The organism is Thermophilibacter provencensis (assembly GCF_030372065.1).
GTDB lineage: Bacteria > Actinomycetota > Coriobacteriia > Coriobacteriales > Atopobiaceae > Thermophilibacter > Thermophilibacter provencensis_A.
In genome coordinates this window covers 1-25427 of record NZ_JAUDEA010000008.1, presented here as the reverse complement: position 1 = coordinate 25427, position 25427 = coordinate 1, and the positions used below count along the sequence as shown (strand labels likewise).

22 protein-coding genes are annotated in these 25427 nt (G+C 66.3%); 16 read left to right on the top strand and 6 right to left on the bottom strand.

Annotation, left to right across the window (positions count from 1 at the left end; translation table 11 throughout):
- Positions 1 to 98 precede the first annotated feature (98 nt).
- Positions 99 to 1457: a DUF2130 domain-containing protein gene (locus QUW25_RS06185; protein WP_289511344.1), complete on the top strand. Its 1359-nt coding sequence runs from the start codon at positions 99 to 101 to the stop codon at positions 1455 to 1457.
- A 71-nt stretch (positions 1458 to 1528) separates the two neighbouring features.
- Entirely contained in the window at positions 1529 to 2110 is a 582-nt protein-coding gene (locus tag QUW25_RS06180; RefSeq protein WP_289511343.1) for a Crp/Fnr family transcriptional regulator, read from the top strand.
- Positions 2111 to 2130: 20 nt separating this feature from the next.
- Here the strand turns inward: QUW25_RS06180 and QUW25_RS06175 are convergent, their stop codons facing one another.
- Entirely contained in the window at positions 2131 to 3906 is a 1776-nt protein-coding gene (locus QUW25_RS06175) for a 1-deoxy-D-xylulose-5-phosphate synthase (protein WP_289511342.1), read from the bottom strand.
- 246 nt (positions 3907 to 4152) lie between these two features.
- Between QUW25_RS06175 and QUW25_RS06170 the strand changes: the two genes are divergently transcribed.
- The 3 genes from QUW25_RS06170 (at position 4153) to QUW25_RS06160 (ending at position 8932) form a co-directional block, all read left to right on the top strand.
- Entirely contained in the window at positions 4153 to 5007 is an 855-nt protein-coding gene (locus tag QUW25_RS06170) for a DegV family protein (protein ID WP_289511341.1), read from the top strand.
- A gap of 127 nt (positions 5008 to 5134) precedes the next feature.
- Positions 5135 to 7489: a ferrous iron transport protein B gene (gene feoB, locus QUW25_RS06165; protein WP_289511340.1), complete on the top strand. Its 2355-nt coding sequence runs from the start codon at positions 5135 to 5137 to the stop codon at positions 7487 to 7489.
- Positions 7490 to 8161: 672 nt separating this feature from the next.
- Positions 8162 to 8932: a TIGR00730 family Rossman fold protein gene (locus QUW25_RS06160; RefSeq protein WP_289511339.1), complete on the top strand. Its 771-nt coding sequence runs from the start codon at positions 8162 to 8164 to the stop codon at positions 8930 to 8932.
- A 15-nt stretch (positions 8933 to 8947) separates the two neighbouring features.
- Here QUW25_RS06160 and QUW25_RS06155 read toward each other — a convergent pair whose 3' ends face one another.
- Entirely contained in the window at positions 8948 to 9202 is a 255-nt protein-coding gene (locus QUW25_RS06155; RefSeq protein ID WP_289511338.1) for an HPr family phosphocarrier protein, read from the bottom strand.
- Between the two features lie 141 nt (positions 9203 to 9343).
- Here QUW25_RS06155 and QUW25_RS06150 point away from each other — a divergent pair, with 141 nt between their 5' ends.
- A complete protein-coding gene (locus QUW25_RS06150; protein WP_289511337.1) occupies positions 9344 to 9841 on the top strand; it encodes a DNA-deoxyinosine glycosylase in 498 nt (165 codons plus the stop codon).
- A 28-nt stretch (positions 9842 to 9869) separates the two neighbouring features.
- Here QUW25_RS06150 and QUW25_RS06145 read toward each other — a convergent pair whose 3' ends face one another.
- Positions 9870 to 10823, bottom strand: coding sequence for a carbohydrate kinase family protein (locus QUW25_RS06145; protein WP_289511336.1), 954 nt, complete (start codon positions 10821 to 10823; stop codon positions 9870 to 9872).
- Positions 10824 to 11047: 224 nt separating this feature from the next.
- Positions 11048 to 12031: a LacI family DNA-binding transcriptional regulator gene (locus QUW25_RS06140; RefSeq protein ID WP_289511335.1), complete on the bottom strand. Its 984-nt coding sequence runs from the start codon at positions 12029 to 12031 to the stop codon at positions 11048 to 11050.
- Between the two features lie 311 nt (positions 12032 to 12342).
- On the opposite strand from QUW25_RS06140, the gene QUW25_RS06135 reads away from it, so the two are divergent.
- Together QUW25_RS06135 and QUW25_RS06130 are read left to right on the top strand one after the other, a co-directional pair.
- Positions 12343 to 14841, top strand: coding sequence for an excinuclease ABC subunit UvrA (locus tag QUW25_RS06135; protein WP_289511334.1), 2499 nt, complete (start codon positions 12343 to 12345; stop codon positions 14839 to 14841).
- Positions 14842 to 14988: 147 nt separating this feature from the next.
- Positions 14989 to 15522, top strand: a complete 534-nt coding sequence (locus tag QUW25_RS06130; protein WP_289511333.1) for a hypothetical protein — start codon at positions 14989 to 14991, stop codon at positions 15520 to 15522.
- A gap of 18 nt (positions 15523 to 15540) precedes the next feature.
- On the opposite strand, the gene QUW25_RS06125 is transcribed toward QUW25_RS06130, so the two are convergent.
- On the bottom strand, positions 15541 to 17424 hold the full coding sequence (locus tag QUW25_RS06125; protein WP_289511332.1) for an amylosucrase: 1884 nt from the start codon (positions 17422 to 17424) through the stop codon (positions 15541 to 15543).
- Positions 17425 to 17669: 245 nt separating this feature from the next.
- Here QUW25_RS06125 and QUW25_RS06120 point away from each other — a divergent pair, with 245 nt between their 5' ends.
- From QUW25_RS06120 to QUW25_RS06105, 4 genes are all read left to right on the top strand, one after another.
- Positions 17670 to 18560: a LysR family transcriptional regulator gene (locus QUW25_RS06120; protein WP_289511331.1), complete on the top strand. Its 891-nt coding sequence runs from the start codon at positions 17670 to 17672 to the stop codon at positions 18558 to 18560.
- A 155-nt stretch (positions 18561 to 18715) separates the two neighbouring features.
- Positions 18716 to 19084, top strand: coding sequence for a helix-turn-helix domain-containing protein (locus QUW25_RS06115; RefSeq protein ID WP_289511330.1), 369 nt, complete (start codon positions 18716 to 18718; stop codon positions 19082 to 19084).
- A 421-nt stretch (positions 19085 to 19505) separates the two neighbouring features.
- On the top strand, positions 19506 to 20027 hold the full coding sequence (locus QUW25_RS06110; RefSeq protein WP_289511329.1) for a nitroreductase family protein: 522 nt from the start codon (positions 19506 to 19508) through the stop codon (positions 20025 to 20027).
- A 71-nt stretch (positions 20028 to 20098) separates the two neighbouring features.
- Entirely contained in the window at positions 20099 to 21061 is a 963-nt protein-coding gene (locus QUW25_RS06105; protein ID WP_289511328.1) for a 3'-5' exonuclease, read from the top strand.
- Positions 21062 to 21209: 148 nt separating this feature from the next.
- On the opposite strand, the gene QUW25_RS06100 is transcribed toward QUW25_RS06105, so the two are convergent.
- Entirely contained in the window at positions 21210 to 22289 is a 1080-nt protein-coding gene (locus QUW25_RS06100) for a 6-phosphofructokinase (RefSeq protein ID WP_289511327.1), read from the bottom strand.
- Between the two features lie 184 nt (positions 22290 to 22473).
- Here QUW25_RS06100 and QUW25_RS06095 point away from each other — a divergent pair, with 184 nt between their 5' ends.
- The 4 genes from QUW25_RS06095 (at position 22474) to QUW25_RS06080 (ending at position 25333) form a co-directional block, all read left to right on the top strand.
- Complete coding sequence (locus QUW25_RS06095; RefSeq protein WP_075280596.1) at positions 22474 to 22893, top strand: hypothetical protein; 420 nt, start codon at positions 22474 to 22476, stop codon at positions 22891 to 22893.
- Between the two features lie 386 nt (positions 22894 to 23279).
- Positions 23280 to 24581, top strand: coding sequence for a phenylacetate--CoA ligase family protein (locus tag QUW25_RS06090; RefSeq protein WP_289511326.1), 1302 nt, complete (start codon positions 23280 to 23282; stop codon positions 24579 to 24581).
- A complete protein-coding gene (locus QUW25_RS06085; protein ID WP_289511325.1) occupies positions 24581 to 25009 on the top strand; it encodes an ACT domain-containing protein in 429 nt (142 codons plus the stop codon). The genes QUW25_RS06090 and QUW25_RS06085 overlap by 1 nt, the downstream gene beginning before the upstream one ends.
- Positions 25010 to 25150: 141 nt before the next feature.
- On the top strand, positions 25151 to 25333 hold the full coding sequence (locus tag QUW25_RS06080) for a Sec-independent protein translocase subunit TatA/TatB (protein WP_289511324.1): 183 nt from the start codon (positions 25151 to 25153) through the stop codon (positions 25331 to 25333).
- The last annotated feature ends 94 nt before the right edge of the window (positions 25334 to 25427 follow it).

Sequence of the window (25427 nt, the reverse complement as noted above, 5' to 3'; positions counted from 1 at the left end):
TATGGCAATTCTCGTTCCAAAGGCGCGATGCACTTCTCGGCAATTGTTGTCCGGTGGTACGAGTAAGCTGGTCATAGTCGAGAAGGACGGAGAGCCCCATGGCAGAGATCAAGTGCCCGCACTGCGGCGAGGTATTTCAGGTAGACGAGTCCGAGTATGCCCAGATAGTGCGACAGGTCCGAGACGCCGAGTTCACGCGCGAGCTCGCGGAGCGCGAGCGCCTTGCGGAGCGCGAGCGCGCGAGTGCCGTGGACGCCGCCGTGGCCCTCGCCCGGCAGGAGGCCACCCAGGCCACCGCGGAGCGCGACGCGGAGATCGTGCGGCTGAAGGCCCAGCTTCGCGAGGGCTCGGATGCCCTTGCGCTCGAGCGCGCCAATGCCGAGAAGACCCTCGCGGAGCGCCTTGCGGAGGGGGAGCGCCGAATTGCGGAGCTGGAGGCCCAGCTCAAGACTCGTGAAGCGTCCTTTGCCTCGGAGAAGGCGCTCGCCATCACGGAGGCAACGGGCGAGCAGGACAAGCAGATCGTTCGCCTTGAGAGCGACCTGCGCGCCGCCAAGCTCGAGCGCGAGCAGGTGGAGGCATCCCTCAAGCAGCAGCTCACGGAGCAGGCCAACCTCAAGGACCAGACCATCCGCGACCGCGAGGATGAGATCGAGCGCCTGCGCAACCAGCGCTCCAAGCTCACGACCAAGCTCATCGGAGAGACGCTCGAGCAGCACTGCGAGATGGAGTTCAACCGCTGGCGCAGCCTCGGCTTTCGCAACGCGGAGTTCCACAAGGACAACGAGGTCGTGGACGGCTCCAAGGGCGACTACGTCTTTCGCGAGAAGGACGCGGACGGCGTTGAGATCGTCTCCATCATGTTTGAGATGAAGAGCGAGGAGGACGCTTCCGCCGCGCGCAGCCGCCACAAGAACTCGGACTTCTTCAGGAAGCTCGACCAGGACCGGCGCAACAAGGGCTGCGAGTACGCCGTGCTGGTCTCGCTGCTTGAGCCGGAGAGCGAGCTCTACAACTCGGGCATCGTCGACGTGTCGTACGAGTACGAGAAGATGTACGTCATCCGCCCGCAGTTCTTCATCCCCATGATCACGCTTCTGAGAAACACCGCCGAGAACGCGCACTCCTACCGCCGCGAGCTCGCCGAGATTCGCCAGCAAAACATTGACATCACGCACTTTGAGGACGCGCTCGAGAAGTTCAAGGAGGGCTTTGGCAAGAACTACGACACGGCGAGCCGCAAGTTCCAGACCGCAATCGAGGAGATCGACAAGACGATTCAGCACCTCCAGAAGGTGAAGGAGAACCTCACCTCGTCCGAGAACCAGCTGCGCCTTGCCAACAAGAAGGCCGACGAGCTCACCATCCGCAAGCTCACGTGGAAGAACCCCACGATGCGCGAGAAGTTCGAGGAGGCGCGGAGCGAGAAGCCCGTGGAGCCCGACGACGTGGAGTGATATGCCCCGGGGGATGAAGTAAAGTTGTTGGACCCAAAAAGCGTTTCGCAAGCTAGGCAGGGAGGCTATGTGTGAATCTCGAGACTTTCTTCGTCGAGGTCGTCGGCGTCTCTGACGCAAACCTCGCTCATGTTCTTGCCGAGTCGGCGGCTGAGACCGCGCTCAAGAAGGGCGACCTCCTCCTGACGCGTGGGGAGACGCCCACCACGGTGCACTTCCTCGCGTCCGGCGTGGCTCGGAGCTTCTCGTTTGACGCGGACGGCCATGAGGTCACGGACTGCATCGTCTGGCGGCCGGGAAGCGTGCTCGCGCCCACTCCAGAGCTCGGAGATCCGTCCATCGCGACCGTTGAGATGCTCACGGACGGCACCGTCGTCTCGGTGGGACTGCCGCTCATCGCCCGTCTTCTGGAGACGAGCCTGCCCGCCAACCACCTCTACATTCGCCTTCTGAGCGAGGCGTGGCGCGAGCACTGGACCGTCCGTCGCATCGTCTCGCAGATGCGCGCCCGCGATCGCTACCTCTGGTTCCTGGAGACCCACCCCGGCCTCATCGACGAGGTCCCCAACAAGTACGTGGCGTCCCTGCTCGGCATGACGCCCGTCACGCTCTCGCGCCTGCGCGGAGAGCTGCGCGACGAGCAGGAGGGATAGGGAGAGGCGCCCGCGCGGACCTATGCCGTGCGGACGTTGGTGACGCCCAGCGTCTCGAGCACGTCCGCGGTGATGCCCTCGGCCGTCATGCCGCAGCTGGCGAGAAGCTCCTCGGGCACGTAGCGGTCGGGGAAGGCGCGGGGCAGTCCGTAGCAGCGAACGCGCACGCGGCCCCGCTCGGCGAGCACCCGAGCGCAGCGCTCGCCAAAGCCGCCGTCCACGATGCCGTCCTCAATGGTGACGACCAGCTCGTGGTTCTCGGCAAGGTCGGCGAGAAGCCCCTCGTCGACGGTCGTAGCCAGGCGCGGGTTTACCAGGGTGGCGCTCACGCCGCGCGCGGCGAGCTCGTCCGCGACCTTCTCGCCCAGCGGGAAGAGGTCGCCCAGGGCGAGAAGTGCCACCTTGGAGCCCCTGCGCACAAGCTCATACCCGCACGCGTAGTCGGAGGGGCGCGCGAAGTCCGGCCTGGACTCGACGCCTGCCACCGGGACGCGGATGGCCACGGGCCCCGCGGTCTGGTCGAGCGCCCAGTCGAGCATGTCGAGGTACTCCTCGCGGCAGGTGGGAGCGAGGTAGGGGAGGCCGGGCATGTCGCCGAGCATGGCGATGTCGTAGAAGCCGAGGTGCGTGGCATCCGTGGTGCCAAAGGCCGAGGCGCCAAAGACGAGAATGACGGCGGGTGCCGCGTTGAGGCAGAGGTCGTGCCAGAGCTCGTCATAGGAGCGCTGGAGGAAGGTTGCGTAGATGCCGAGCACCGGGCACGCCCCGCCGCGCGCGAGCCCGGTCACGTAGGTGACGGCGTGCTCCTCTGCGATGCCCACGTCAACAAACTGGGCGCCAGCGCGCTCGCGCAGCTCCGGGGTGAAGCCCATGATGTAGGGCGTGGCAGCGCTCACGGCCACGAGAGAGCGGTCCCGCTCCATGCGGCGCACGAGGTGGTCCGCCGTGATGCTCGCGTAGTCGTCCGAGCCGAGGTCCTGCGCGGGGCTGCCGGTTGCCACGTCAAAGGGGGTGGCGTGATGCCAGCCCTCGGGGTCGGCGAGCGCGGGCTCGTAGCCGTGGCCCTTCTCGGTGTGGACGTGGAGGACCACGGGGCGGTCCGTGCCCGCGAGCTCGCGCAGCGCCTCCTCGAGCGCGGCGACGTCGTGGCCGTTCTCGAGGTAGCGGTAGTCGAGTCCGAGCGAGCGGAAGACGTTGTGCTCGCTCGCGCCGCGGGTGGCGCGCAGCTCAGCGAGGTTGCGGTAGATGCCGCCGTGGTTGGGCGCGATCGACCACTCGTTGTCGTTGACTACGATGATGAGGCCGCTTCCCAGCTCGGCGGCGTTGTCAAGGCCCTCGAAGGCCAGGCCGCCGGAGAGCGAGCCGTCGCCGATGACGGCCACCACGTCGTACTTCTCGCCGGCGAGGTCGCGTGCCGTGGCAAGTCCGCAGGCAAGGCTCACCGAGGTGGAGGTGTGGCCCATCGCAAAGAGGTCATGCTCGGACTCGCCGGGGTTGGAGAAGCCGGAGACGTCCTCGTAGCGCGCGGGGTCGAGAAACGCGGGCGCGCGGCCCGTGAGCATCTTGTGGGCGTAGGTCTGGTGCGAGACGTCGAAGACGATCTTGTCCCGCGGGGTCTCAAAGACGCGGTGCAGGGCAACGGTGAGCTCGACGACGGCGAGGTTTGAGCCCATATGGCCGCCCACGACGGACGAGCTCTCGATGATGCCGCGGCGAATCTCCTCGCAGAGTGTGGGGAGCGCGCGGGCAGGGAGGGCGCGCACGTCTTCCGGCGAGCTGATGCGCTCAAGATACATGGTGCCCCCTCCTCACGGTTGTCTCTCATCATAGTTGCAGCAATACAGCATCTCACATTTTCAGGCCGGAGTTGTGTCGCATCTGCGGAAAGAGCGTTCGGAATGCAAAAGGCGCACGCCCGGCAAAAGCGCGGCCGGGTTGCGGGGCCGCTGCCCGTACAATCGGGTCGCTCGGGTGGTGATGATGACAATTAACCCTGTCACTTTTGTCAACTTTTGTCAGGTTTCAGGTTTGGGAGGGGAGCTATGGCAAGGATCGTGATCACGGCGGAGACCGGCTGCGACATCCCGGCGGCCGAGGCGGCGGAGCTGGGCGTGGTGCTCGTGCCCATGCACGTGACCATTGGCGACAAGACCATCGACGACGGCGAGCTCTCTGCCGCGGAGATGCTCGAGCAGTGCCGTCAGCTCGGCGTGCTGCCCAAGACGAGCGGCTGCACCCCGCACGACTTCGAGGTCGCCTTTGACCGCATCCACGAGGAGGACCCCGAGGCGCAGATCCTGCACATCGCCTACTCGGCGGTCACGACCTGCTCGCTTGAGTCCGCCATCGCCGCGGCCGAGGGGCGCGACTACGTCACGACGCTCGACACGCGACACGTGACGATTGGCCAGGGGCTCGTGGTGCGAGAGACCCTCGCCTGGGTGAGCGAGCACCCCGAGGCAACCGCGGCCGAGGCACGCGCCTACGCCGAGGGCCTTTCCGCGCGCGTGCGCATGGCGTTTCTCCCCGGTGACCTCGGCTACCTGCGCGCGGGAGGGCGTCTCTCCAACGTGGCGTTTCTCGGCGCCACGCTGCTCAAGATCAAGCCGGTGGTGGAGCTCATCGATGGAAGGCTCGTCGCCACCAAGAAGCTGCGCGGCTCCATGGGCTCTGCTGCGCTCGCGCTGCTCGACTACCTCGTTCCGGAGGAGGGCTTTGACCCGGCGCGCATCGTCTTCGTGAAGTCTCCCGGTCTGCCCGAGCAGGTGCGGCGTGCCGTGACCGACCGCGCCGTCGAGTGGGGCTTTGTTGAGGTCGAGTGGTACGAGACCGGCAACGTCATCACCTCCCACTGCGGGCCGGGCGCCATCGGCGTGGCCTTTGCGATGAGGGGGTAGCGGCCCCACGCCTCTCATACGGGCAGCTCTCGGACGTTTCAGCGAGAAGAACCGTCCGCGTGCTGCCCCTTTGCCGCGGGCCCTCACGCTACAATTGCCTCCGGACGGAGCAATGAGAGAGGGCCGCATGAACCTTGACGAGCTTGAGATAGGCAAGGACGCGATCGTTGCGTCGGTTGACTGCGACGAGGCGTCCCTGCGCCAGCACATACTGGACATGGGCCTCACGCCCGGCGTGGAGGTCACGCTCATGAAGCGCGCCCCCATGGGCGACCCGCTGGAGATCCGCCTGCGTGGCTACGAGCTCACGTTGCGCCGCGATGACGCCGCGCACATCGCGCTCACGCAGGTGCACGACATGCACGACGCCCCGCGCGGGATCGAGCGCCTGGAGGCCTCAGACCACCCCGCCATTGGCGAGAAGTACGCGCCCCGCGCCGCCGGCAAGGCCATCCCGGAGGGTCGTCCCCTCACCCTGGCCCTGGCCGGCAACCAGAACTGCGGCAAGACCACGCTCTTCAACGCGCTCACGGGCTCCAACCAGCACGTGGGCAACTTCCCGGGCGTCACGGTGGACCGCAAGGACGGCCAGATCAAGGGCCACCCCGAGGCCACGGTCACGGACCTGCCGGGCATCTACTCGCTCTCCCCGTACACGAGCGAGGAGGTGGTCTCGCGCCGCTTCATCCTCGAGGACAACCCGGACGCGATCATCGACATCGTGGACGCAACCAACATCGAGCGCAACCTCTACCTGACGCTCCAGCTCATGGAGCTCGACCGGCCGATGGTCCTTGCGCTCAACATGATGGACGAGCTCACGGCCAACGGCGGCACGGTGAGCGTGAACCGCCTGGAGGCCGCGCTCGGCATCCCCGTGGTGCCCATCTCCGCGGCGCGCGAGGAGGGCATCTCAGAGCTCGTTGAGCACGTGCTGCACGTGGCGCGCTTCCGCGAGCACCCCGGGCGCGTGGACTTCTGCGCGGCGGACGGCCCTGACCACGGCGCCCTGCACCGCTGCATCCACGGCATCTGCCACATCATCGAGGACCACGCCGCGGCGGCGAGCCTCCCCGTGCGCTTTGCGGCAACCAAGCTCATCGAGGGCGACGTTCTCGTCGTGCGCGCCCTCGGGCTCGATCAAAACGAGCTCGACGCCGTGGAGCACATCATCTGCCAGATGGAGGGGGAGAGCGGGCGCGACCGCATGGCCGCCCTCGCCGACATGCGCTTCTCGTTCATCGAGGGCGTGTGCGCCGAGTGCGTGGTCAAGCCGCACGAGAGCCGCGAGCACGCGCGCTCGGTGGCGGCCGACCGCATCCTCACGGGCAAGTACACGGCCATTCCCGTCTTCATCGGAATCATGGCGCTCGTCTTCTGGCTCACCTTTGACGTGGTGGGTCAGCGGCTCTCAGACCTTCTCGCCCTGGGCATTGACTGGGTGACGGCGCAGGTTGACGCCGCGCTCACGGCCTTTGGGCTCAACCCCGTGGTGCACAGCCTGGTCATAGACGGCGTCTTTGCCGGCGTGGGCAGCGTGCTCTCCTTCCTGCCGATCATCGTGGTGCTCTTCATCCTGCTCTCCATCCTCGAGGACTCCGGCTACATGGCGCGCGTGGCCTTTGTGATGGACAAGCTGCTGCGGCGCCTGGGCCTCTCCGGCCGCAGCTTCGTGCCCATGCTCATCGGCTTTGGCTGCAGCGTGCCCGCCATCATGGCCACGCGCACCCTGCCCTCCGAGCACGACCGCAAGATGACGGTCATGCTCACGCCGTTCATGAGCTGCTCGGCCAAGGTGCCGGTCTACGCGCTCTTCTCGGCGGCGTTCTTCCCGGAGTGCGCGCCGCTCGTAACTATTGCGCTCTACCTCATGGGCATCGTGGTGGGCATCCTCGTGGCACTGGTGCTCAAGGGGACGGCCTTCAAGGGCGACCCGGTGCCGTTTGTGATGGAGCTCCCCAACTACCGCATGCCCGCGCCGCGCACCGTGGCGCGCCTTGCCTGGGACAAGGCCAAGGGCTTTGCAACCAAGGCGTTCACGATCATCTTTGTGGCGAGCGTGGTGATCTGGTTCCTGCAGACCTTTGACGTACGCCTCAACGTGGTCTCCGACCAGTCCGCGAGCATGCTCGCGGCGCTCGGCGCGCTGCTGGCCCCGCTCTTTGTGCCGCTCGGCTTTGGCAACTGGCGCGCGGCGGCGGCCCTGGCGGCCGGCTTTGGCGCCAAGGAGAACGTGGTGGCCACGCTGACCGTCCTCATGGGCGGGTCCACGGCGGGGCTGCCGGAGCTCTTCTCGCCGCTCACGGCGTTTGCGTTCCTGACGTTCACGCTGCTCTACACGCCGTGCGTGGCTGCGGTCTCGGCCGTCAAGGCCGAGCTGGGCACGCGCATGATGTGGGCTGTGGTTGCCATGCAGTGCGGCGTGGCGTGGGTCGTGGCGCTGGTGGTGCGCCTCGTGGGCATGGCGCTCGGTCTGGGGTAGGCGCGCGCACGGCGATATGCCGAGAATAGCGGCCGGCCGTGCCGCCGGGTGGGGCTCGTGCCGAGAATATCCACCCTCTGTACCGCTTTCCAGAATTCGCGCCGAGAAAATCGCGAGACTGTACCGGGCATACTTCTCCACTTCATCCCCGCGACCAACCAAGTGGTACAGGGACGCTTTTTTCTCGGCATAAGTGGTACAGCGGGATGATTCTCTCGGCACCCCTTCACATGCACTGGTACAGCCGGCCGGTATTCTCGGCATGAGTGTGAGCTGCTTGGTACAGAGGACCAACTTTCTCGGCACGATTTCCAGAAGGTGGTACAGACCCAGGCTTTTCTCGGCACGGCCTCTCTTGTGTGGTACAGACCCGGGCTTTTCTCGGCACGGGGCGTTCACCCTGGTTTTGGGCAACATTTTTGATATCGCGTCACTCTTGGGCGAGCAAAACTTCCCCAAACGTGCGCTCTTCTCGCCGTCTTGCTAGAAACACAGACTTTTGTTTTCCGTCATATAAAACATTTGCCCAAAAACTGCCTGAAGGCGACAAAGCTCGGCACCCGTGCCGTCGCGCGAACCGCCGCGGGAAATGGGTACACAAAGCATATGGCGCCCCTTACCCGTCTCTGACGTGGCGGGCGTAACGTAATCCTTCCGTCAGAAGGAGAAAACATGGCAGACGAGAAGAGCCCGGCGGTCCATCACGACGAGGACCCGCTCGGTCAGACCTACCATCGCGGCCCCGTCATCATGCGTGGGCCGATGATCCCCGAGAAGACCACCACGACCAACCTGCTGGAACCGGAGTCCGACACCGACTGGCTGCACATGGACCCGTGGCGCGTCCTGCGCATCCAGGCGGAGTTTGTCGATGGCTTTGGCGCGCTTGCGGAGCTGGGCCCGGCCGTGACCGTCTTTGGGTCGGCGCGCACGTCGCGCACGGACCCGATGTATCGCGCCGCCCGTCACGTGGGTCGTAAGCTGGCCGAGCAGGGCGTGGCCGTGATTACGGGCGGCGGTCCCGGCATCATGGAGGCCGCCAACTGCGGCGCGGCCAAGGCCGGCGGCAAGTCCGTGGGCCTGGGGATCGAGCTCCCGCACGAGCAGGGCATCAACAAGTGGGTCAACCTCGGCATCACCTTCCGCTACTTCTTTGTGCGCAAGACGATGTTCGTCAAGTACTCGAGCGGCGCCATCATCTTCCCGGGCGGCTTTGGCACGCTCGACGAGGCCTTCGAGCTGCTCACCCTCGTGCAGACGCACAAGGTGGCGCGCACGCCGGTGGTGCTCTTTGGCACCGAGTACTGGCAGGGCCTCATGGACTGGCTCGAGGGCACGGTGCGCGAGGCGGGCAACATCTCGCCGCTCGACCCGGAGCTCGTGGTCATGACCGACGACGAGGACGAGGCCGTGCGCGTGGCCCTCTCCGAGCTGTGCCGGTAGCGTCCCGCGGCGCGGTTAGAACGTTGCCATGATCTTCTTGATGGCCTGCGCCGCGGTGGCCTCGTCCGGCCCCTCGATGCGCACGACGATGTGCTCGCCGGAGCGGACCCCGAGCATCATCATCTCGAGCGGCTGCTTGCCGTCCACGCTGCGCCCCGCGTGCTCAAGGGTCACGCGGCTGCGCCACCGCTCGGCCTCGCTGGCGAGAAGAACCGCGAGCTGTACGTGCAGGCCCAAGGGGTCGGTGATGTCGCAGGGTATCTCGAGCATGGCTTCCTCTCGGGGGTCGGAGCGTGCCCACGTCCATAAACCTAAGCCCGCGGCGCGCGAGCGGCGGGAAAACTCGCCGAGCGGGCGGGCGGCTCTCGGCGGGCGGTAGCTTTGCGCCGGTAGGCGCGCTACCATGGGCCCATGGCAGAGTACCAGCACATATCCCACGGATTCAAGCCGGTCTTCGACGAGCGGAGCCGCGTGCTCGTGCTGGGGTCGTTTCCCTCGGTGCTCTCGCGCGAGAACCGCTTCTACTACGGCAACCCTCAGAACCGCTTTTGGCGCGTGATGGCGACTGTGCTGGGGGAGCCGGACCCGGACGTGGACGACATCCCGGGCAAGCGTGCGATGCTGCTGCGCCACGGCATCGCGCTCTGGGACGTGATCGAGAGCTGCGACGTGCGCGGCTCGTCTGATGCCTCCATACGCAACGTGGTTCCGGCGGACGTGGCGAGAATAACGCGCGCGGCGCCGATTCGCTCCGTGCTCTGCAACGGGGGCACCGCGGGGCACCTCTACCGGCGGTGGCTTCTCCCCGTGACGGGCATTGAGGCCGAGGTGCTGCCGAGCACGAGCCCGGCCAACGCCGCGTGGGGCCTCGAGCGCCTCACGGAGCGCTGGCGCGCCGCCCTTTCATGACAACTCACCCTGTCACCTTTGTCATGACCTACTCGGCGAGAAGGGCCTCCACGTCGGAGCGTTCGGGCATGGCGGGGATGGCGCCGCGCTTGCGGACGCACAGGGATGCGACGGCGTTGCCGAGGCGCGCGAAGCCCGCGGCGTCCTCAACGGTGACCTCGTCCGCCGCCTTGCCGCTCTCGCAGAAGCCCGCGAGAAATCCGCCCCAGAAGGAGTCGCCGGCGCCCGTGGCGTCCACGGCGTCGGCGGGGAAACCCGGGACCTCTACGCCGCCGTCGGCCGTGCGCACGTACGCGCCGCCTGCGCCGAGCGTCACGGCCACGACCTTGGGGCCGTGCGTCAGGAGCGCTGCCGCCGCGGCCTTGGGGTCCTTCTCGCCGGTGAGCAGCTCGCACTCTTCGTCGGAGAGCTTCATGAGGTCCATCTGCGGCACCACGGCGCGCATCTGCTCCACGGCGGCCTCGCGCGAGGGCCAGAGGTTCGCGCGGTAGTTGGGGTCGTAGGAGAGGGTGCAGCCGGCCTCGCGCGCGCAGGCGAGCGCGGCGAGCGTGGCCGAGCGGGCGGGCTCGTCAGTGAGCGAGAGCGAGCCCACGTGGAAGACCTTCGACGCGGCGATCACGTCGCGCGCGAGCTCACCCTCGGTGATACGGGTGTCCGCGCCGGGCTTGCGGGCAAAGGAGAACTCGCGCTCGCCGTCCGCCGAGAGGGCAACAAAGGCCAGCGTGGTGAAGGCGTCCGGGTCGCTGATGAGCCCCGTGGTGTCGATGCCCTGCTCCTCTAGGGTGGCGCGCAGAAACTCGCCGTGCATGTCCTGGCCGACCTTGCCGAGAAACGCCGTCTTGTGCCCGAGCTTCTCCAGCGCCACGAGTACGTTTGCCGGCGCGCCGCCGGCGTTGCGCTCAAAGAGGCGCTGCCCGCTCGCCGAGGTGCCGGCGTCGGTGAAGTCGATGAGAAGCTCGCCCAGGGCAGAGACGGAGAACATAAGGAGTCCTTTCGGTCAGGCTGCGGAATCGATTCCACATCATTATGCCGCGGAATGCGCCAGCGCACTGTTCTTCTCGGCAAACGGGCGTCATTTGGACGGTTTCACGACAGAAAACGTCCGGAACTTGCCTCAGCGAGAGGTGCGGGCGGCGTGCGGACGGTTTGGGCCCCGGGAACGTCCACAACTCGCCCCAACGAGAAGAGCGGGCGCCCCAGCCTCATCTACCGCGTGGAGTTCCTCGTCATCACCTCGTAGCCCATCTTGAGCTTGCGCGGCACGTACTCCTCGCCGGTCATGAAGCCCACGAGCAGCTTGGCCGCCGCGTCGCCCGAGGTCTTGTACGGGTGATGGACGGTGGTCAGCGTGGGCGTGACGATCTGCGAGATCTCCGAGTCGTCGATGCCGGTCACGACCACGTCCTCCGGAACGCGGTGCCCGTACTCGCGCAGGCAGGTGAGCGCGCCGTAGGCAATGGCGTCGGTGGCGCACACGATGCCGTCGAGCTCGGGGTAGTCCTCGAGCAGCGCCTCGGCCTGCTCGTAGCCGGAGTCCACGGTAAACTGGGCGATGCGCATTGCGCGCTCGGGGACCTCCACGCCCGCCTCGGCGCACGCATCAAGGAAGCCGCGCCGGCGCATCTGGCCCACGGCCACGTCGTCCTCAAAGACGCCGATGTAGGCGGGGCGGCGAGACGTGCGCAGCGCCACGCCGGCCACCTCGCGCATGGCCTCGTAGTCGTTCTGGAAGACGCACGAGCAGCAGTCCACGTCCTGATCGAGCACCACAATCGGCACGGGCAGGGCGGCGATGGCCTCGCGGTGCGCGTCGGTGATGACGGTGGCTATGAGGATGACGCCGTCTACCTGGTTCTTCTCGGAAAAGAAGCGTAGGAAGTCCACCTCGCGCGAGGCATTGTTGTCCGTGTTGGCAAGAAGGACCTGGTAGCCGGCGGCGTTGAGCACGGGCGTGATGCCCGCGACCATGCGGCTCACCGATGCCGAGTTGATCTTGGGGATGATGATCCCCACCACGTTGGTCTTGCCGGTGCGCAGGGTCTTTGCGTGCTGGGAGGGGACGTAGCCGGTCTTCTCGATGACGCGGCGGATGGCCGCGCGCTTCTCCTGGCTCACGTAGCCGTCGTTGAGGTAGCGCGAGACCGTCGCGCGGGAGACGCCTGCCATCTGGGCAATCTGGTTGATGTCCATCTCTGAGCCCTGCCTTTCCCTTTCCCGTTCAAAGTGTAGCGCATGGCGGGGTGCGCTCTGCGAGCGTAGACGCGCGCCGACGCTTTTGTCGGCGGAAGTGTCGCCGCCCGTCCACGGATGATTGACGGGGACGCGCGCCGACGGTTTTCTCGCCAGGAGTGTCGGCCCGCGTCCCCACTTGGATACGGGGACATGCGCCGACGGTCTGCCGCCGGAAAGCGTCGCCGCCGGTCCCCAAACCGCCGGCGGCCGGCGGGCGGCGTATCATGAACCAAGAAGAACCGTGGCGAGAAGAACCTCGAGGGGGCCGCATGCGGGCGAATCAGCCGGACGTCATCAAGGTGCGCGGCGCGCGCGTGCACAACCTCAAGAACGTGGAAGTGGACATCCCGCTCGGCGAGCTCGTGGCCATTGCCGGCGTGTCGGGCTCGGGCAAGAGCTCGCTCGCGCTCGGCACGCTCTACGCCGAGGGCAGCCGCCGCTACCTGGACGCCCTTTCCACCTACACGCGCCGCCGCATCTCCCAGACCGGGCGTGCCACGGTGGACGAGGTGCTCCACGTGCCTGCCGCGCTTGCCCTGCGCCAGCGCCCGGGTGTGGGCGGCGTGCACTCCACCTTTGGCACCTCCACCGAGCTCCTCAACTACCTGCGGCTGCTCTTCTCGCGCCTTGGCAGCCACGTGTGCCCCAACGGGCACCGCGTGGAGCCGAGCCCGGATGTGGCGCTCGGGCGCGTGACGCGCTGCCCCGTCTGCGGCGTCGAGTTCATGGGCCCCGGCGCCGAGGACCTGGCCTTCAACAGCGCCGGCGCCTGCAAGACCTGCGGCGGCACCGGCATCGTGCGCACCGTTGACGAGGCGAGCCTCGTGCCCGACGAGTCCATCTCCATCGATGACGGCGCCGTGCTGCCGTGGGGCAGCCTCATGTGGGACCTCATGAAGCAGGTCTGCGGTGCCATGGGCGTGCGCACCAACGTGCCCTTCCGCGAGCTCACGCCCGAGGAGCGCGACATCGTCTTTCACGGCCCGGCGGTCAAGAAGCACATCCTCTATCACCCCAAGAAGGGTGACGACTTTGCCGAGCTGGACTTCACCTACTTCAACGCCGTCTACACGGTGGAGAACGCCCTCTCCAAGGTCAAGGACGAGAAGGGCCTCGCGCGCGTTTCTCGCTTCCTGCGCGAGGATGTGTGCCCGGACTGCGGCGGCACGCGTCTCTCGGCGGCCGCCCGCGCGCCGCGCCTGGACGGCATGTCGCTCGCCGACGCCACGGCGATGACGCTCGACGAGCTGCGCGCGTGGGTTCCGCGCGTGCCGTCGCTTGTGGAGGGCGAGCTGCGCGCCATGGCCCGTGCCATCTGCGACGAGATGGCGGAGCCCATGGAGCGCCTCGTGCAGCTGGGCCTGGGCTATCTCTCGCTCGACCGCGCCTCTGCCACGCTCTCCACGGGCGAGCGCCAGCGCGTGCAGCTCGCGCGCGCCGTTCGCAACCGCACGACGGGCGTGCTCTACGTGCTCGACGAACCGTCCATCGGCCTGCACCCCTCTAACGTGGAGGGGCTTCTCGGCGTGGTGGACGACCTGTTGGCGGACGGCAACTCCGTGGTCCTGGTGGACCATGACGTGCGCGTGCTGCGCCATGCGGACCATCTGATTGAGATTGGCCCCGGCTCGGGCGCGGACGGCGGGCGCGTCATCTGCCAGGGCACGCTTGAGGACGTCGAGAGGGACCCGGCCTCGCGGATCGGCCCGTTTCTGTCGGGCGACCGGCGCGTCCGTGCCTGCGAGCGCGCCGCGGCGGGAGAGGTGTTCTCGGCCGGTGCGCTGCGGCTGGAGACGGATGTCATCCATACGGTGAAGCCGCTCTCGGTGGAGATCCCACGCGGCCGCCTCACGGCGGTGACGGGGGTCTCCGGATCGGGCAAGACCACGCTCGTGCTGGAGAGCCTGGTGCCGGCCCTGCGCGCGGCCATTGCGGGGGAGCGTCTGCCGGAGCATGTGCGCGGCGTGGAGGCCGGCGGGCTGCGGCGCGCCAACCTCATCGACGCCACGCCCATCGGCGCCAACGTGCGCTCGACGGTGGCCACGTACTCGGGCGTCCTCGACGACCTGCGGCGCGCCTACGCCAAGCTGCCCGAGGCCCGCGAGCGCGGCCTCAAGGCGGGCGCGTTCTCGTACAACACCGGCAGCCTGCGCTGCCCCACCTGCGACGGCACGGGGCAGATCTCGCTTGACGTGCAGTTCTTGCCCGACGTGGACATCCCGTGCCCGGACTGCGGCGGCTCGCGCTACGCCCGGGCGGCGTGGGAGGTGCGCCTTGCGGGCGACCTCAGCCTGCCGGAGCTTATGAGCTACACCGTTGACCAGGCGCTCGAGGCGCTCGCGGAGACGCGCCTGCGCACGGCGCGCGCCAAGCTCGAGGTGCTGCACGACCTGGGGCTCGGCTACCTCACGCTCGGAGAGGCCACGCCGGCGCTCTCGGGCGGCGAGGCGCAGCGCCTCAAGCTGGCAAGCGAGCTCACGCGTGACCAGGCGGATGCCCTCTTCGTGTTTGACGAGCCCACCATCGGCCTTCACCCGCTCGACGTGGAGGTCCTTCTCGGCGTGCTGCGGCGCCTCATTAAGAACGGCGCCACCGTCGTGGTGATCGAGCACGACCTGGACATGATCGCGGCGGCGGACTGGGTGATCGACATGGGCCCGGGCGGCGGGGACGCGGGCGGGCGCATCGTCTGTGCCGGAACGCCCGAGCAAGTTGCCGCCTGCCCGGAGAGCGTCACGGGCCGCTACCTTGCCGAGGAGCTGCGCTGACGGCGCTCGGCCCTGACGCCGAGCGACCGGGTATCGGCCAGCGTTGGGCCGCCGCTGGCCGAAGGTGAGCGTCCATATATCCTGAGCAGCGTCTTTCTCGGTTGCGCACCCCTTAGAATCACATCACGGTTCAAGGAGGGGAGTGCCATGGTCTCTCGGGACGCGCTTGCGGTGAGGCTCTTTCACGCGAGCATGCAGATCATCACGTCGGAACGCGAGCTCGAGCAGATCGACCCTACGGAGGGTCAGCTCATGGTCGAGGTCGCCTCGGCGATAAGCGCCGCGGTGGCCGCCTCCGACGGCTCCATCAAGGACCTCTTTGAGGACGTTGCGCGCTCCGTCTCGCGGATCGAGGGCCACGGTGCGGGCGTCGCGTTCTGGTCGGCCTGGCTCGACGGCCTTGCCGAGGCCGCCCCCAACGAGGACGACGCCGACTTCGACGACCTCCACGCCATGTTTGACGAGGCGTTTGACGATGTCTCCCACGCGCTGGCCTCTGGCCTGTGCGACGTTGCGCCCACGGACGTCCTAGCGGTGGCGTGCGTTGCCGTGGCGGAGTGCGACGACGAGCTCGACGCCTTTGACGCCGCCGCGGACGCCTCCGAGCGGACCGTCACGGGCGATACGGACGTCGTCACGCTCGCGCTCGTGCGCTTCCTGCGCGGCATGGCCCAGGCGTAGCGCGGCGGGATGCGCCTCCTAGTGCAGGTACCAGCGGAAGTCCCAGCTTTCGAGCTCGAAGGTCTGGAACTCGGCCGCCTCTCCGCTCACGAGGTCGAGGTACTCGCCCTCCTCGGGCATCCAGAGCGTGCGGCGCTCGTCACAGAAGTTGAAGACGGCGTCGAGCACGCGCCCGTCCATCCGGCGGCGAATCCACAGGATCGAGGGGTCGCTGTAGTCAACGACCTCGGCGTCGGCGTCGGCGTCAAAGGCCGGCTCCTCGCGGCGGATGGCCTCGAGGCGCGAGAGCGCGCCAAAGAGACGGCCCTGAACCGTTGTCTTGCGCTTGCGGATGTTGGCCGTGAGCTCCCACGGAAAGCGCCCGCGGTGGATGTAGCGCGAGTCCTCGGCCTTCTCGGGGTCGTCCTTGTAGGTGTAGTCGTTCACCTGGCCAATTTCGTCTCCGCTGTAGATGATCGGCAGGCCGGACTGGCTGAACATATAGGCGTGGAGCATGACGTCCTTGCGGATGGCCACGTCCATGGCCTCGGCGTTGCCCTCAAAGCCTGCCGCCTCGATGCCGCACATGGAGGCCGTGGTGGCGCAGAAGCGCGCGTCTCCGGTCACGGGGTCCGCGTTGTAGAGCTCGCCGCGGCTCACGCTGCCGGGCACGTGCCCCTGAAAGTACTCGTTGAGGTAGGCCTTGTGCGGGACCTCCTCCATGCCCCAGTTTGAGAGCGTCGCATAGTCCAGGCCCCAGCCAATGTCGTCGTGGCAGCGCAGGTAGTTGAGGAACGTGTACTCGCGCGGCAGGCCGCAGACGGCCTCGAGCTGCCCGCGGAGCAGCCGCGTGTCGCGCGTGGCCACGGTGTTCCAGGTGGTCGCCATCGTGGTGACGTTGTAGAGCATGTGACACTCGGGCTTCTCGACGGTCCCAAAGTAGGGGACCACCTCCACGGGCGCCATCACCACCTCGCCGAGAAGGACGATGCCCGGGCAGACGATCTCGCCGATCATGCGCATCATGCGCACGATGGTGTGGACCTGTGGCAGGTTGCGGCAGTTGGTTCCGAGCTGCTTCCAGATGTAGGGGACGGCGTCGATGCGGATGATGTCCATGCCCTGGTTGGCCAGGAAGAGGAAGTTGTACATCATCTCGTTGAAGACGCGCGGGTTGCGATAGTTGAGGTCCCACTGGTAGGGGTAGAACTGCGTCATCACAGACTGGCCGAGCTCCGGCAGGTAGGTGAAGTGCCCGGGTGCGGTGGTGGGGAAGACCTGCGGCACGTCGTGCGTGTACTGGTCGATGAGCGCCTGGTCGGCGGTGAAGAAGTAGCGGCTCATGTACTCGCCCTCGCCGGCCCGGGCGCGCCGCGCCCACTCGTGCTCGTCCGAGGTGTGGTTCATGACAAAGTCCATGCAGAGACTGATGCCCCGCTCGTGGCACTTCTCGGCAAGGTGAGCGAGGTCGTCCATCGTGCCCAGGCTGGGCTTCACGCGACGGAAGTCGGAGACCGCATAGCCGCCGTCGGAGCGGCTCTTGTCGGCGGGCGTGTCAAGAAACGGCATGAGGTGGAGGTAGTTGACGTTGCACTTCTTGAGGTAGGGGAGCTTCTCCTCCACGCCCGCGAGGGTGCCGGCGAAGTTGTCCACGTACATCTGCATGCCGAGCATGGTGCGGCGGCGATACCACGCGCCCTCCGCCTCGCGCTCGGCGTCGAGCCGCTTGAGCGCCGCGGGGCGCTCGTCAAAGAAGCGCTTCATCTGGCCGCAGAGCTCGGCGAACATGTCGCCGTTGTCATAGAGCTCCATGTAGAGCCAGCGGAGCTCGTCGTGGTGGCGCTCCAGGCGGCTCTGAAACGTTGCGTTGGGTGCGTCCTGCGCAGCGGCGCTCTTTGTGGTCCCGGCCTTCTTCTCCGCCATGGGTGCCCTTTCTGTCCCAAAGATTTCTTCACAACCGTGCATTGTAGGTCGTGCGATCGCGAGGGCAAGAATCAATTCTCCGAACGTGGTAAATGATGGCGGGAACGTTCTCGCATTAACAAAAGAAAAGCTACTTCTTGATACTCAACCCAACGTTAAGGAAGGTGCTGAGTCCATGTTTCCATCCCGTTGCGTGCCAATATAGAAAGGCTAAACGCAACAGGCCTTGGATCAGGAGGGATCCGTTGAACATCAAGCAGCTCAAGTACGTCTGCGCAATCGTGGACTCGGGGAGCTTTTCCTCGGCGGCGGCGTGTGAGGGTGTTTCTGTTCAGGCAGTTTCCAAGGCCATGGCCGAGCTCGAGGGCAAGCTCGGGACCCCGCTCTTTGAGCGCATGAGCGTGGGCGTGCGCCCCACCCCCTTTGGTCGCGCCTTTGCCGCTCGTGCCCGACGCGTGCTCGACGAGTGGGACAGCCTCGAGCGCTTTGCCCGCAACAGCACGCTCGGCGCCGCGGACGTGCCCTTTCGCATGGGCTTCTGCTGCCCCAGCTACTCGGGCGTCGAGAAGTTTTGCATGCTCATCTCCACGGTTACCGGCCGCGTCCTTGGCCGCAAGGTCGAGGTGACCCTCGAAGCCTGCTCCGAGGCGCTCGACGACCTGCGCTCGGGCAAGCTTGACGGCATCATCACCGTGGGTCCGGTCTCGGGGGACGATGTGGTGTGCGGCGCGCTGGGCACCATCGGCTCCTGCGTGCTCTTTGCCAAGGGCCACCCGCTCGAGGCCAAGGAGTGCGTCACCCTGGATGACCTCGCGGACTATCCCGTGCTCGACCCCACCAACTTCGAGCACTTCCATGACGCGGTGCTGAGCGCCTACCTCGCGCATGGCCTGCTCTCCGAGCCCCATGAGGTGACCACGCACGACACGAGCATCGAGTTCTTCACCAAGAAGAACGGATACACCTTCATAGTGGGCGGCAACGTCACCGGTGCCGCCGAGGGTCTTGTCATGCGCCCCCTCGTCCCCGGCGACGCGCTCGCCATCCCGATCTGCCTCACCACGCCCAAGGGCGCCTCGTCGGTGGACTTCGTCGAGTTCCGCCACGCTCTCTCCCGGCTGACGCTCTTCGCGTAGCGCGGTGCAACCGCGCGGCGCAGCGCCCTTCTTGGCGTTTTTTCGTCCCCTTGCGGCCGCAACCAAAACGCAACCTGCCGTTGCGCGATAGGTGCTGGCCGCAACCGCCCCCTCTGACCTAAGGTGGGGCAAGAAGACGGAGAGAGGAGGCCGCCATGTTGTACGGGATTGGACCTGCGGAGCTCTTTGCGGTCGTTTTGCCGCTCATCATCGCTAACGTGCTGCCCTGGGTGCTCTTTGTGGTGTTGTGCATCCTTGCCATCCGCTGGTTCCTTCGTCAGGAGCGTGCCGGCAAGGATCCCCAGAGCGTGGCGGTGCGGCGCTCCCTTGCCGAGGTGCTGCGCTCGCATAGGGAGCGCTGCAAGATGACGCAGGAGTTCGTGGCCGAGAAGATCGGCGTGAGCCGGCAGGCGGTCTCCAAGTGGGAGCAGGGGGCGTCCGAGCCCTCGACCACCAATCTCGTGAAGCTCGCGCGCCTCTACGGCGTTGACCCGGCCGACCTGCTGCGCGAGGTCGAGGGATAGGCGCGGCTGCCGCCCGCGATGTGGGGACGCGGGCCGACGGTCTTCTCGCCAGAAATGTCGCCGCGGGTCCCCACTGGGGTTTTGGGCAACATTTTTGATGGGCTCTGGGGACCCCGCACGTTTGAGGAAGAATTGGGCAACACCTTTGATGGTCCTTCTCGCCTGCGCATCAAAGGTGTTGCCCACAACAGGCTGAATCCGGGAAATGTGTGCCCTCGCCGGTCCTTCTCGCAAAACGGATATAAAAGATGTTGCCCAAAACCAGGGAAAACGCAGCGAGAAGGACAGCCCCACGAGCGCGCAGAGACGCAAAACGCAAAAGTTCCCGTTTTGGGCTGCGGCGCATCTTGGCGTCGTGAGAAGCCGCGCCCCCTCCGCTCGTTGGGGTATAACAATCCCAGGGTCAACAAAGGAGGCAACCATGAACGAGATCATCCAGGCCATGGAGGAGCGCCGCAGCGTGCGCGCCTACACCGACGAGATGCCCACGGACGAGCAGATCGAGCAGGTCATCGAGGCGGGCCTCTGGGCTGCGAGCAGCATGAACCGGCAAGGCCCCATCATCGTGGCCGTTACCAACTGCGAGCTGCGCGATCGTCTCTCTGCCATGAACGCCGAGGTCATAGGTGACCCGAGCCGCGACCCGTTCTACGGCGCGCCCGTCGTGCTGGTGGTGCTTGCGCCGCGCGACCAGCCCAACCGCGTCTACGACGGCAGCCTCGTGATGGGCAACCTCATGCTCGCGGCGCACGCGCTCGGGCTGGGAAGCTGCTGGATCCACCGCGCGCGTGAGGAGTTTGACACGCCCGAGGGTAAGGCCATCCTGGCCGAGCTGGGCGTGGAGGGCGACTACGAGGGCATCGGCCACTGCATCCTGGGCTATCCCGCCGAGACGCCGGAGCCCAAGCCGCGCGCCGAGGGCCGCGTCTTCTACGCCAAGTAGCACAGGACGTGCTAGCCTTGCCTAAAAGGGGACTGTCCCCTTTTAGGCAACTTTTGTGAAACGGGGGAGTAGTGGACCTCAGCCAAGCCATAGAGTGCGCGAGCGCCTTCGTCTTTCCGGGGTTTCTCACCGACGACGCCTCGCTCTCCGCGGAGCGGGCCAAGAACGAGGAGGCGCTCGGGGTGCTGCGCGCCGCCTGGGCAGACGCGCCGGCGGGCAGGGAGCCCTTCTCCTATGACCTCGTCCTCTCGCTCGCGGACAGGAACCGCGACGTCTGCGACCGCTTTGGCATCGAGAAGCTCCGCGACGTCTCTCCCTCGAGCCTCTCGCGCGGCCTCTCCAATGCCGAGCTCATCCACGCCGTGGCCGTCCTGCAGCACCGCTCGGACGCCCAGGTGGCGGCCATCTCCGGCCCGGACGCGCGCGACCTCAACATCGCGTGGGTGGACGCACCGGTCTCCGGCATGGTGGTGGGCATCGACATCGAGACCACGGACCGCGACCCCGCGCGCGGCTACATCATCAACGTGGGCCTCGAGTTCATGACCATCGGCCCCAAGGCCAAGCCGCACGACCCGTTTGCCGGCTACTTTGGCCTGCCCCAGATGTACGCCGAGAAGGGCGTGCCGCTGGCGGACATCCATAAGATCCAGTGGTCCGACCTCGAGGGGCGCCGCCCCTTCCGCGAGGACAAGCAGGTGCAGGAGGCCCTTCTTGCCGCCATGAGCGCGTACCCGTTCATGGCGCACAACGCGGCCTTTGAGGACTCCTGGTTCATGCTGCACATTGACGGCTACGCCGAGGCGCGCAAGGCCGGGCGCGTGGTGCCCATCGACTCGCGCGACATCTGCCGGCGCGTGGACCCCGAGACGCGCACGCTGCCGCACGAGATGCGCCCTGCCTCGCTTGAGAGCTGGGCGCGCCGTCGCGGCACGCTCAAGGCGGGGGAGTCCGAGCGCCACCTCGGCCTCGACGACGTGGAGCTCATGCTTGCCACGGTTCAGGCCGAGTTTGCTGCCCGCAACATGCTGTAGGCCCGCCAAAAGGGGGCGTGTCAAAAGGGGACGTGTTTTTCCTCTCAGAGAAATGGGGACAGGCCCCGGAGCCTTGGCTCCGGGGCCTGTCCCCATTTCTCTGAGAGGAAAAACACGTCCCCTTTTGACACGCCCCCTTTTGGCGGGCCTACTCGTCGCCGAAGCTGATGCCGAGGGCCTTGGCCTCCTTGACGAGGTCGCCCTTGGGGTCGACGTACTTGAGCTTACCGGCAACATCCTCGAGCGGAACGCGGCACATCTTGCCGTTGACCTGGGCAATCATGACGCCGAACTTGCCCTTGAGGCAGGCGAGCGCCGCCTCGACGCCGCACTGCGTGGCAAAGATGCGGTCCTGGGCGTCCGGGGTGCCGCCGCGCTGGGTGTGACCGGGGACGGCGATGCGAATCTCGCGCCCAGTGCGCTTGTCAATCTCGTTGGCAATGTCGTAGGCAACCGACGGAGTGGTGCGGGCGGCCACGAGCTTCTTGTACTCCTTCTTGGGAAGCGCGGCCTCCTCCTTGGAGATGGCGCCCTCGGCGACGACGACGATAGTGAAGCGGGAACCAGCCTTGTCGCGCTCCTCGATTACGCGGATGACGTTCTCAATGTCATAGGGGATCTCGGGGATGAGGATGACGTCGGCGCCGCCGGCAACGCCCGCGTACAGTGGGATCCAGCCGACCTTGTGGCCCATGATCTCGATCACGAAGACGCGGCCGTGGGAGCTCGCGGTGGTGTGGATCTCGTCGATGCAGCGGGTGGCAACCTCGACGGAGCTCGTGAATCCGAAGGTCATGTCCGTGCCGTAGGTGTCGTTGTCGATGGTCTTGGGCAGCGCGATGACGTTCAGTCCCTCCTGGGAGAGGCGGTTGGCGGTCTTGGTGGAGCCGTTGCCGCCGAGCATGAACAGGCAGTCCAGTTTGAGCTTCTTGTAGGTGTCCTTCATCGCCTGGACCTTGTTGACGCCGTCGGCCTCGGGCGTGTCGAGCAGCTTGAAGGGGGTGCGGCTCGTGCCGAGCACGGTGCCGCCGCGAGTGAGGAGGCCGGAGAAGTCGCGGTTGTCCATCATGCGGTAGCGCTCGTAGATGAGGCCCTGGTAGCCGTCCTCAAAGCCGTAGACCTCAACGGGCTCGTCGGACTGGCGGTAGAGCGTCTTGACAATGCCGCGCATGGTGGCGTTGAGCGCCTGGCAGTCGCCGCCGCTCGTGAGAAGACCAACTCGAAGCATGGTGCATCCTTCCCCTCGTGCTCACAGATAGTCAAAGTATGCACCTCGTTCGGTGTGATGCGGAATAATCTCCGTGAGCGGTATCGTTCCCAGTGTGACAGGGGGGACGGAGGCTTTGTCGCCGCTCTGTCCCCCTGTCACCACTGCTACTATGGCGATAAGAGCGTCGAGCTGAGGAGGAGCCGTGAGGGCTGACGAGCGACGAGAGGTGGCCGAGGCAGTGGCGGCGGGACGTCGCGCGCTCACCTCTCTTGAGACGGCGGCGGACGCCCTCGGCAGCGCGAGCAACTGGGGCCTCTTCGACATCCTCGCTGGCGGCATCATCTCGAGCCTCGTCAAACGCTCCCGGCTCGATGACGCCGAGGAGGCGCTCGAGCGCGCCCGCGCCGACCTCTATGCGTTCACGCGCGAGGTCTCGGACGTCCGTGGCATCGAGGAGCTCCGCGTGAACGTGGGTGGCCTCGCCTCCGCGCTCGACATCCTCGTGGACAATCCCTTCGTTGACCTCTACGTGCAGAAGCGCATCGATGACGCTGAGGAGAACGTGCAGGCGGCGATCAAGGCAACCAAGACGGTGCTCCGCCGCCTCGAGGCACTGAGCTAAGGCTCCCGGGTCGCGCCGGCCAACGGGATGCTGCCCCCATCGGGTCTCTCCATCCTGGCAGAAGGCCTCGCCATGGGATTGTGCGCCTCTCTGAGGATCAATCTGCGTAAGTAGTGTAGTTTGCGGGCGTCCCCTCAAGTAGCCTCTCGCCGCGTGACGAGCAAATCCGCTGGCACACGAATTGCCACCAGCTGGGCAGTACTTCACGGGGCGGCAGCAAACTACACTACAAAAGAGCGAGTCGGTCAGATTGTCGGGAAAATGCGTTCCGCGGGGGCGGACTCCCGTAGACAACCGTTTCCGTTTGCGAACGCCCGTGGCGAGCCCGCCCCATTCGCCATAAAATCTCCCCATCTGTGGTTTGGGTTCCAGAAAGGGTAGGGCAAATGCAGGAGATTCTCCACGCGCCCCACGAGCAGATCGAGCAGATCCAGCTCGAGGGCATCAAGAAGACCGTGATCGCGTGCTACGAGAACGTGCCGTTCTACAAGAAGAGCTTCGACGACGCCGGCTTTGACCCGTATGCCGTCAAGGCCCTCGATGACCTGCAAAAGGCGCCGTTCGTCACCAAGCAGGACCTGCGCGACAACTACCCCTACGGCATGTTTGCCACGCCCCTCTCCGAGGTGAAGGAGATCCACATGTCCTCCGGCACCACCGGAGTGGCGACGGTGGGCGGCTACACGCAGCATGACCTCGACATCTGGGGCGAGTGCTTCGCGCGCGGCATCGAGTACGCCAACGGCGGCAAGGATGACGTCGTCCACGTCTGCTACGGCTACGGCCTCTTCACCGGCGGCCTGGGCGCGCACTACGGCGGACTCTACTCCGGCGCCACCACGATCCCCATGTCTGCGGGCAACACCGAGCGCCAGATCCGCGTGCTCAAGGAGATGGGCTCCACGATCATCTGCTGCACGCCGAGCTACGCCATGCACATCGCCGACACTGCCCTCGAGATGGGCATCGACCCGGCGCGCGACTTCCACCTGCGCGCGGGCATCCACGGGGCCGAGCCCTTCTCCGACAACTTCCGTCGTGACCTCGAGCGCAAGCTCAACTACCACGTGCTCGACGTCTACGGCCTCACCGAGACCATGGGCCCGGGCGTGGCCATCGAGTGCTGGGAGCAGAACGGCCTGCACCTCGCCGAGGACTACTTCTACGCCGAGATCATCGACCCCAACACCGGCGAGGTCCTGCCCGACGGCGAGTGGGGCGAGCTCGTGCTCACCACGATCGACCGCGAGGCATCTCCGGTCGTGCGCTACCGCACGCGTGACATCACGCGCATCCTGCCGGGCGAGTGCGCCTGCGGCTGCACGCACCGCCGCATCGACCGCATCCACGGCCGCACCGACGACATGCTCATCATCCGCGGCGTCAACATCTTCCCGAGCCAGATCGAGGACGTCATGAAGACCTTCGACCAGGTCTCCTCCTGGTACCAGATTGAGGTCGACACCGACCACCGCTCGCTCGACATGGTCACGCTCAAGGCCGAGGTCAACCCCGACTTTGCCTTCGACTCCGTCGCCGCGGTCGAGCGCCTGCAGAAGGAGATCTCGGCGCGCCTCAAGACGGCGCTCTCCGTGGGCGTCAAGGTCAAGCTCGTGGAGCCCAAGACCATCGCGCGCAGCGAGGGCAAGGCAAAGCGCATCGTCGACCTGCGAAAGGGGATCAAGTAATGATTGAACAGATTACGGTTTTCCTCGAGAACGAGAAGGGCCGCATCGCGGCGCTCTGCCGCACCCTCGGTGATGCCAATATCAACATGGCGGCGCTCTCGGTGGCCGATACCACCGAGTACGGTATCGTGCGCATCATCTGTGGCAACACCGCCGCTGCGCTGGCGGCGCTTGATGCCGGCGGATACCGCGCCATAAAGACCGAGGTCATGGCTATTGCCGTGCCGCACCACCCGGGTGGCGCCGCGGACCTTCTCGAGAAGCTCGATGACCTTGACGTGAACATCGAGTACTTTTACTGCTTCTCCACCACCGACGACCTTGCCGTCCTGGCGCTCAAGATCGCCGACCCTGCCAGCGCGGCGGAGGCGAGCTGGGCCATCGAGAAGGCCGGCTTCCACGTCTTTGACCAGGATGAGATCGAGTAGGGGAGTGCTTCTCGGCACTTGATCGCGGTGAAGGGGTCTGCCATACACGGCTTGTATGGCAGACCCCTCTTTTATGTATTTTACCGTGGGCTGACAGCGACCTACCATAGGGCGAGAAGAACCGCGTCCTAGGAGGCAGCCATGTTGCTTGGCATGGGAATTCCCGAGCTTGCCATCATCCTTGTTGTGGTGCTCGTTATCTTTGGGCCAAAGAACCTACCCAAGATCGGCTCGGCCATTGGCAAGACCGTCAAGAACGTGCGCGAGGGCATGGAGGAGGGCTCCGGCGACTCGGGGCCCTCTCATGAAGAGCCCATTCAGTAGCGTCCTTCCTCCCAGCCCCCGGAACCTTTCCCGCCGGGGGCTCTGCCGTTTGGGACGGTGGCGGCGGGGGTCATGACAGGGGTGACAGGGCAGA

Excerpts from the sequence above, each read along its gene's own strand:
- QUW25_RS06185 (WP_289511344.1), top strand. The coding sequence starts at position 99 with ATGGCAGAGATCAAGTGCCCGCACTGCGGCGAGGTATTTCAGGTAGAC.
- QUW25_RS06175 (WP_289511342.1), bottom strand. The coding sequence starts at position 3,906 with ATGTATCTTGAGCGCATCAGCTCGCCGGAAGACGTGCGCGCCCTCCCT.
- QUW25_RS06170 (WP_289511341.1), top strand. The coding sequence starts at position 4,153 with ATGGCAAGGATCGTGATCACGGCGGAGACCGGCTGCGACATCCCGGCG.
- feoB (WP_289511340.1), top strand. The coding sequence starts at position 5,135 with ATGAACCTTGACGAGCTTGAGATAGGCAAGGACGCGATCGTTGCGTCG.
- QUW25_RS06160 (WP_289511339.1), top strand. The coding sequence starts at position 8,162 with ATGGCAGACGAGAAGAGCCCGGCGGTCCATCACGACGAGGACCCGCTC.
- QUW25_RS06155 (WP_289511338.1), bottom strand. The coding sequence starts at position 9,202 with ATGCTCGAGATACCCTGCGACATCACCGACCCCTTGGGCCTGCACGTA.
- QUW25_RS06150 (WP_289511337.1), top strand. The coding sequence starts at position 9,344 with ATGGCAGAGTACCAGCACATATCCCACGGATTCAAGCCGGTCTTCGAC.
- QUW25_RS06145 (WP_289511336.1), bottom strand. The coding sequence starts at position 10,823 with ATGTTCTCCGTCTCTGCCCTGGGCGAGCTTCTCATCGACTTCACCGAC.
- QUW25_RS06140 (WP_289511335.1), bottom strand. The coding sequence starts at position 12,031 with ATGGACATCAACCAGATTGCCCAGATGGCAGGCGTCTCCCGCGCGACG.
- QUW25_RS06135 (WP_289511334.1), top strand. The coding sequence starts at position 12,343 with ATGCGGGCGAATCAGCCGGACGTCATCAAGGTGCGCGGCGCGCGCGTG.
- QUW25_RS06130 (WP_289511333.1), top strand. The coding sequence starts at position 14,989 with ATGGTCTCTCGGGACGCGCTTGCGGTGAGGCTCTTTCACGCGAGCATG.
- QUW25_RS06125 (WP_289511332.1), bottom strand. The coding sequence starts at position 17,424 with ATGGCGGAGAAGAAGGCCGGGACCACAAAGAGCGCCGCTGCGCAGGAC.
- QUW25_RS06115 (WP_289511330.1), top strand. The coding sequence starts at position 18,716 with ATGTTGTACGGGATTGGACCTGCGGAGCTCTTTGCGGTCGTTTTGCCG.
- QUW25_RS06110 (WP_289511329.1), top strand. The coding sequence starts at position 19,506 with ATGAACGAGATCATCCAGGCCATGGAGGAGCGCCGCAGCGTGCGCGCC.
- QUW25_RS06100 (WP_289511327.1), bottom strand. The coding sequence starts at position 22,289 with ATGCTTCGAGTTGGTCTTCTCACGAGCGGCGGCGACTGCCAGGCGCTC.
- QUW25_RS06090 (WP_289511326.1), top strand. The coding sequence starts at position 23,280 with ATGCAGGAGATTCTCCACGCGCCCCACGAGCAGATCGAGCAGATCCAG.
- QUW25_RS06085 (WP_289511325.1), top strand. The coding sequence starts at position 24,581 with ATGATTGAACAGATTACGGTTTTCCTCGAGAACGAGAAGGGCCGCATC.
- QUW25_RS06080 (WP_289511324.1), top strand. The coding sequence starts at position 25,151 with ATGTTGCTTGGCATGGGAATTCCCGAGCTTGCCATCATCCTTGTTGTG.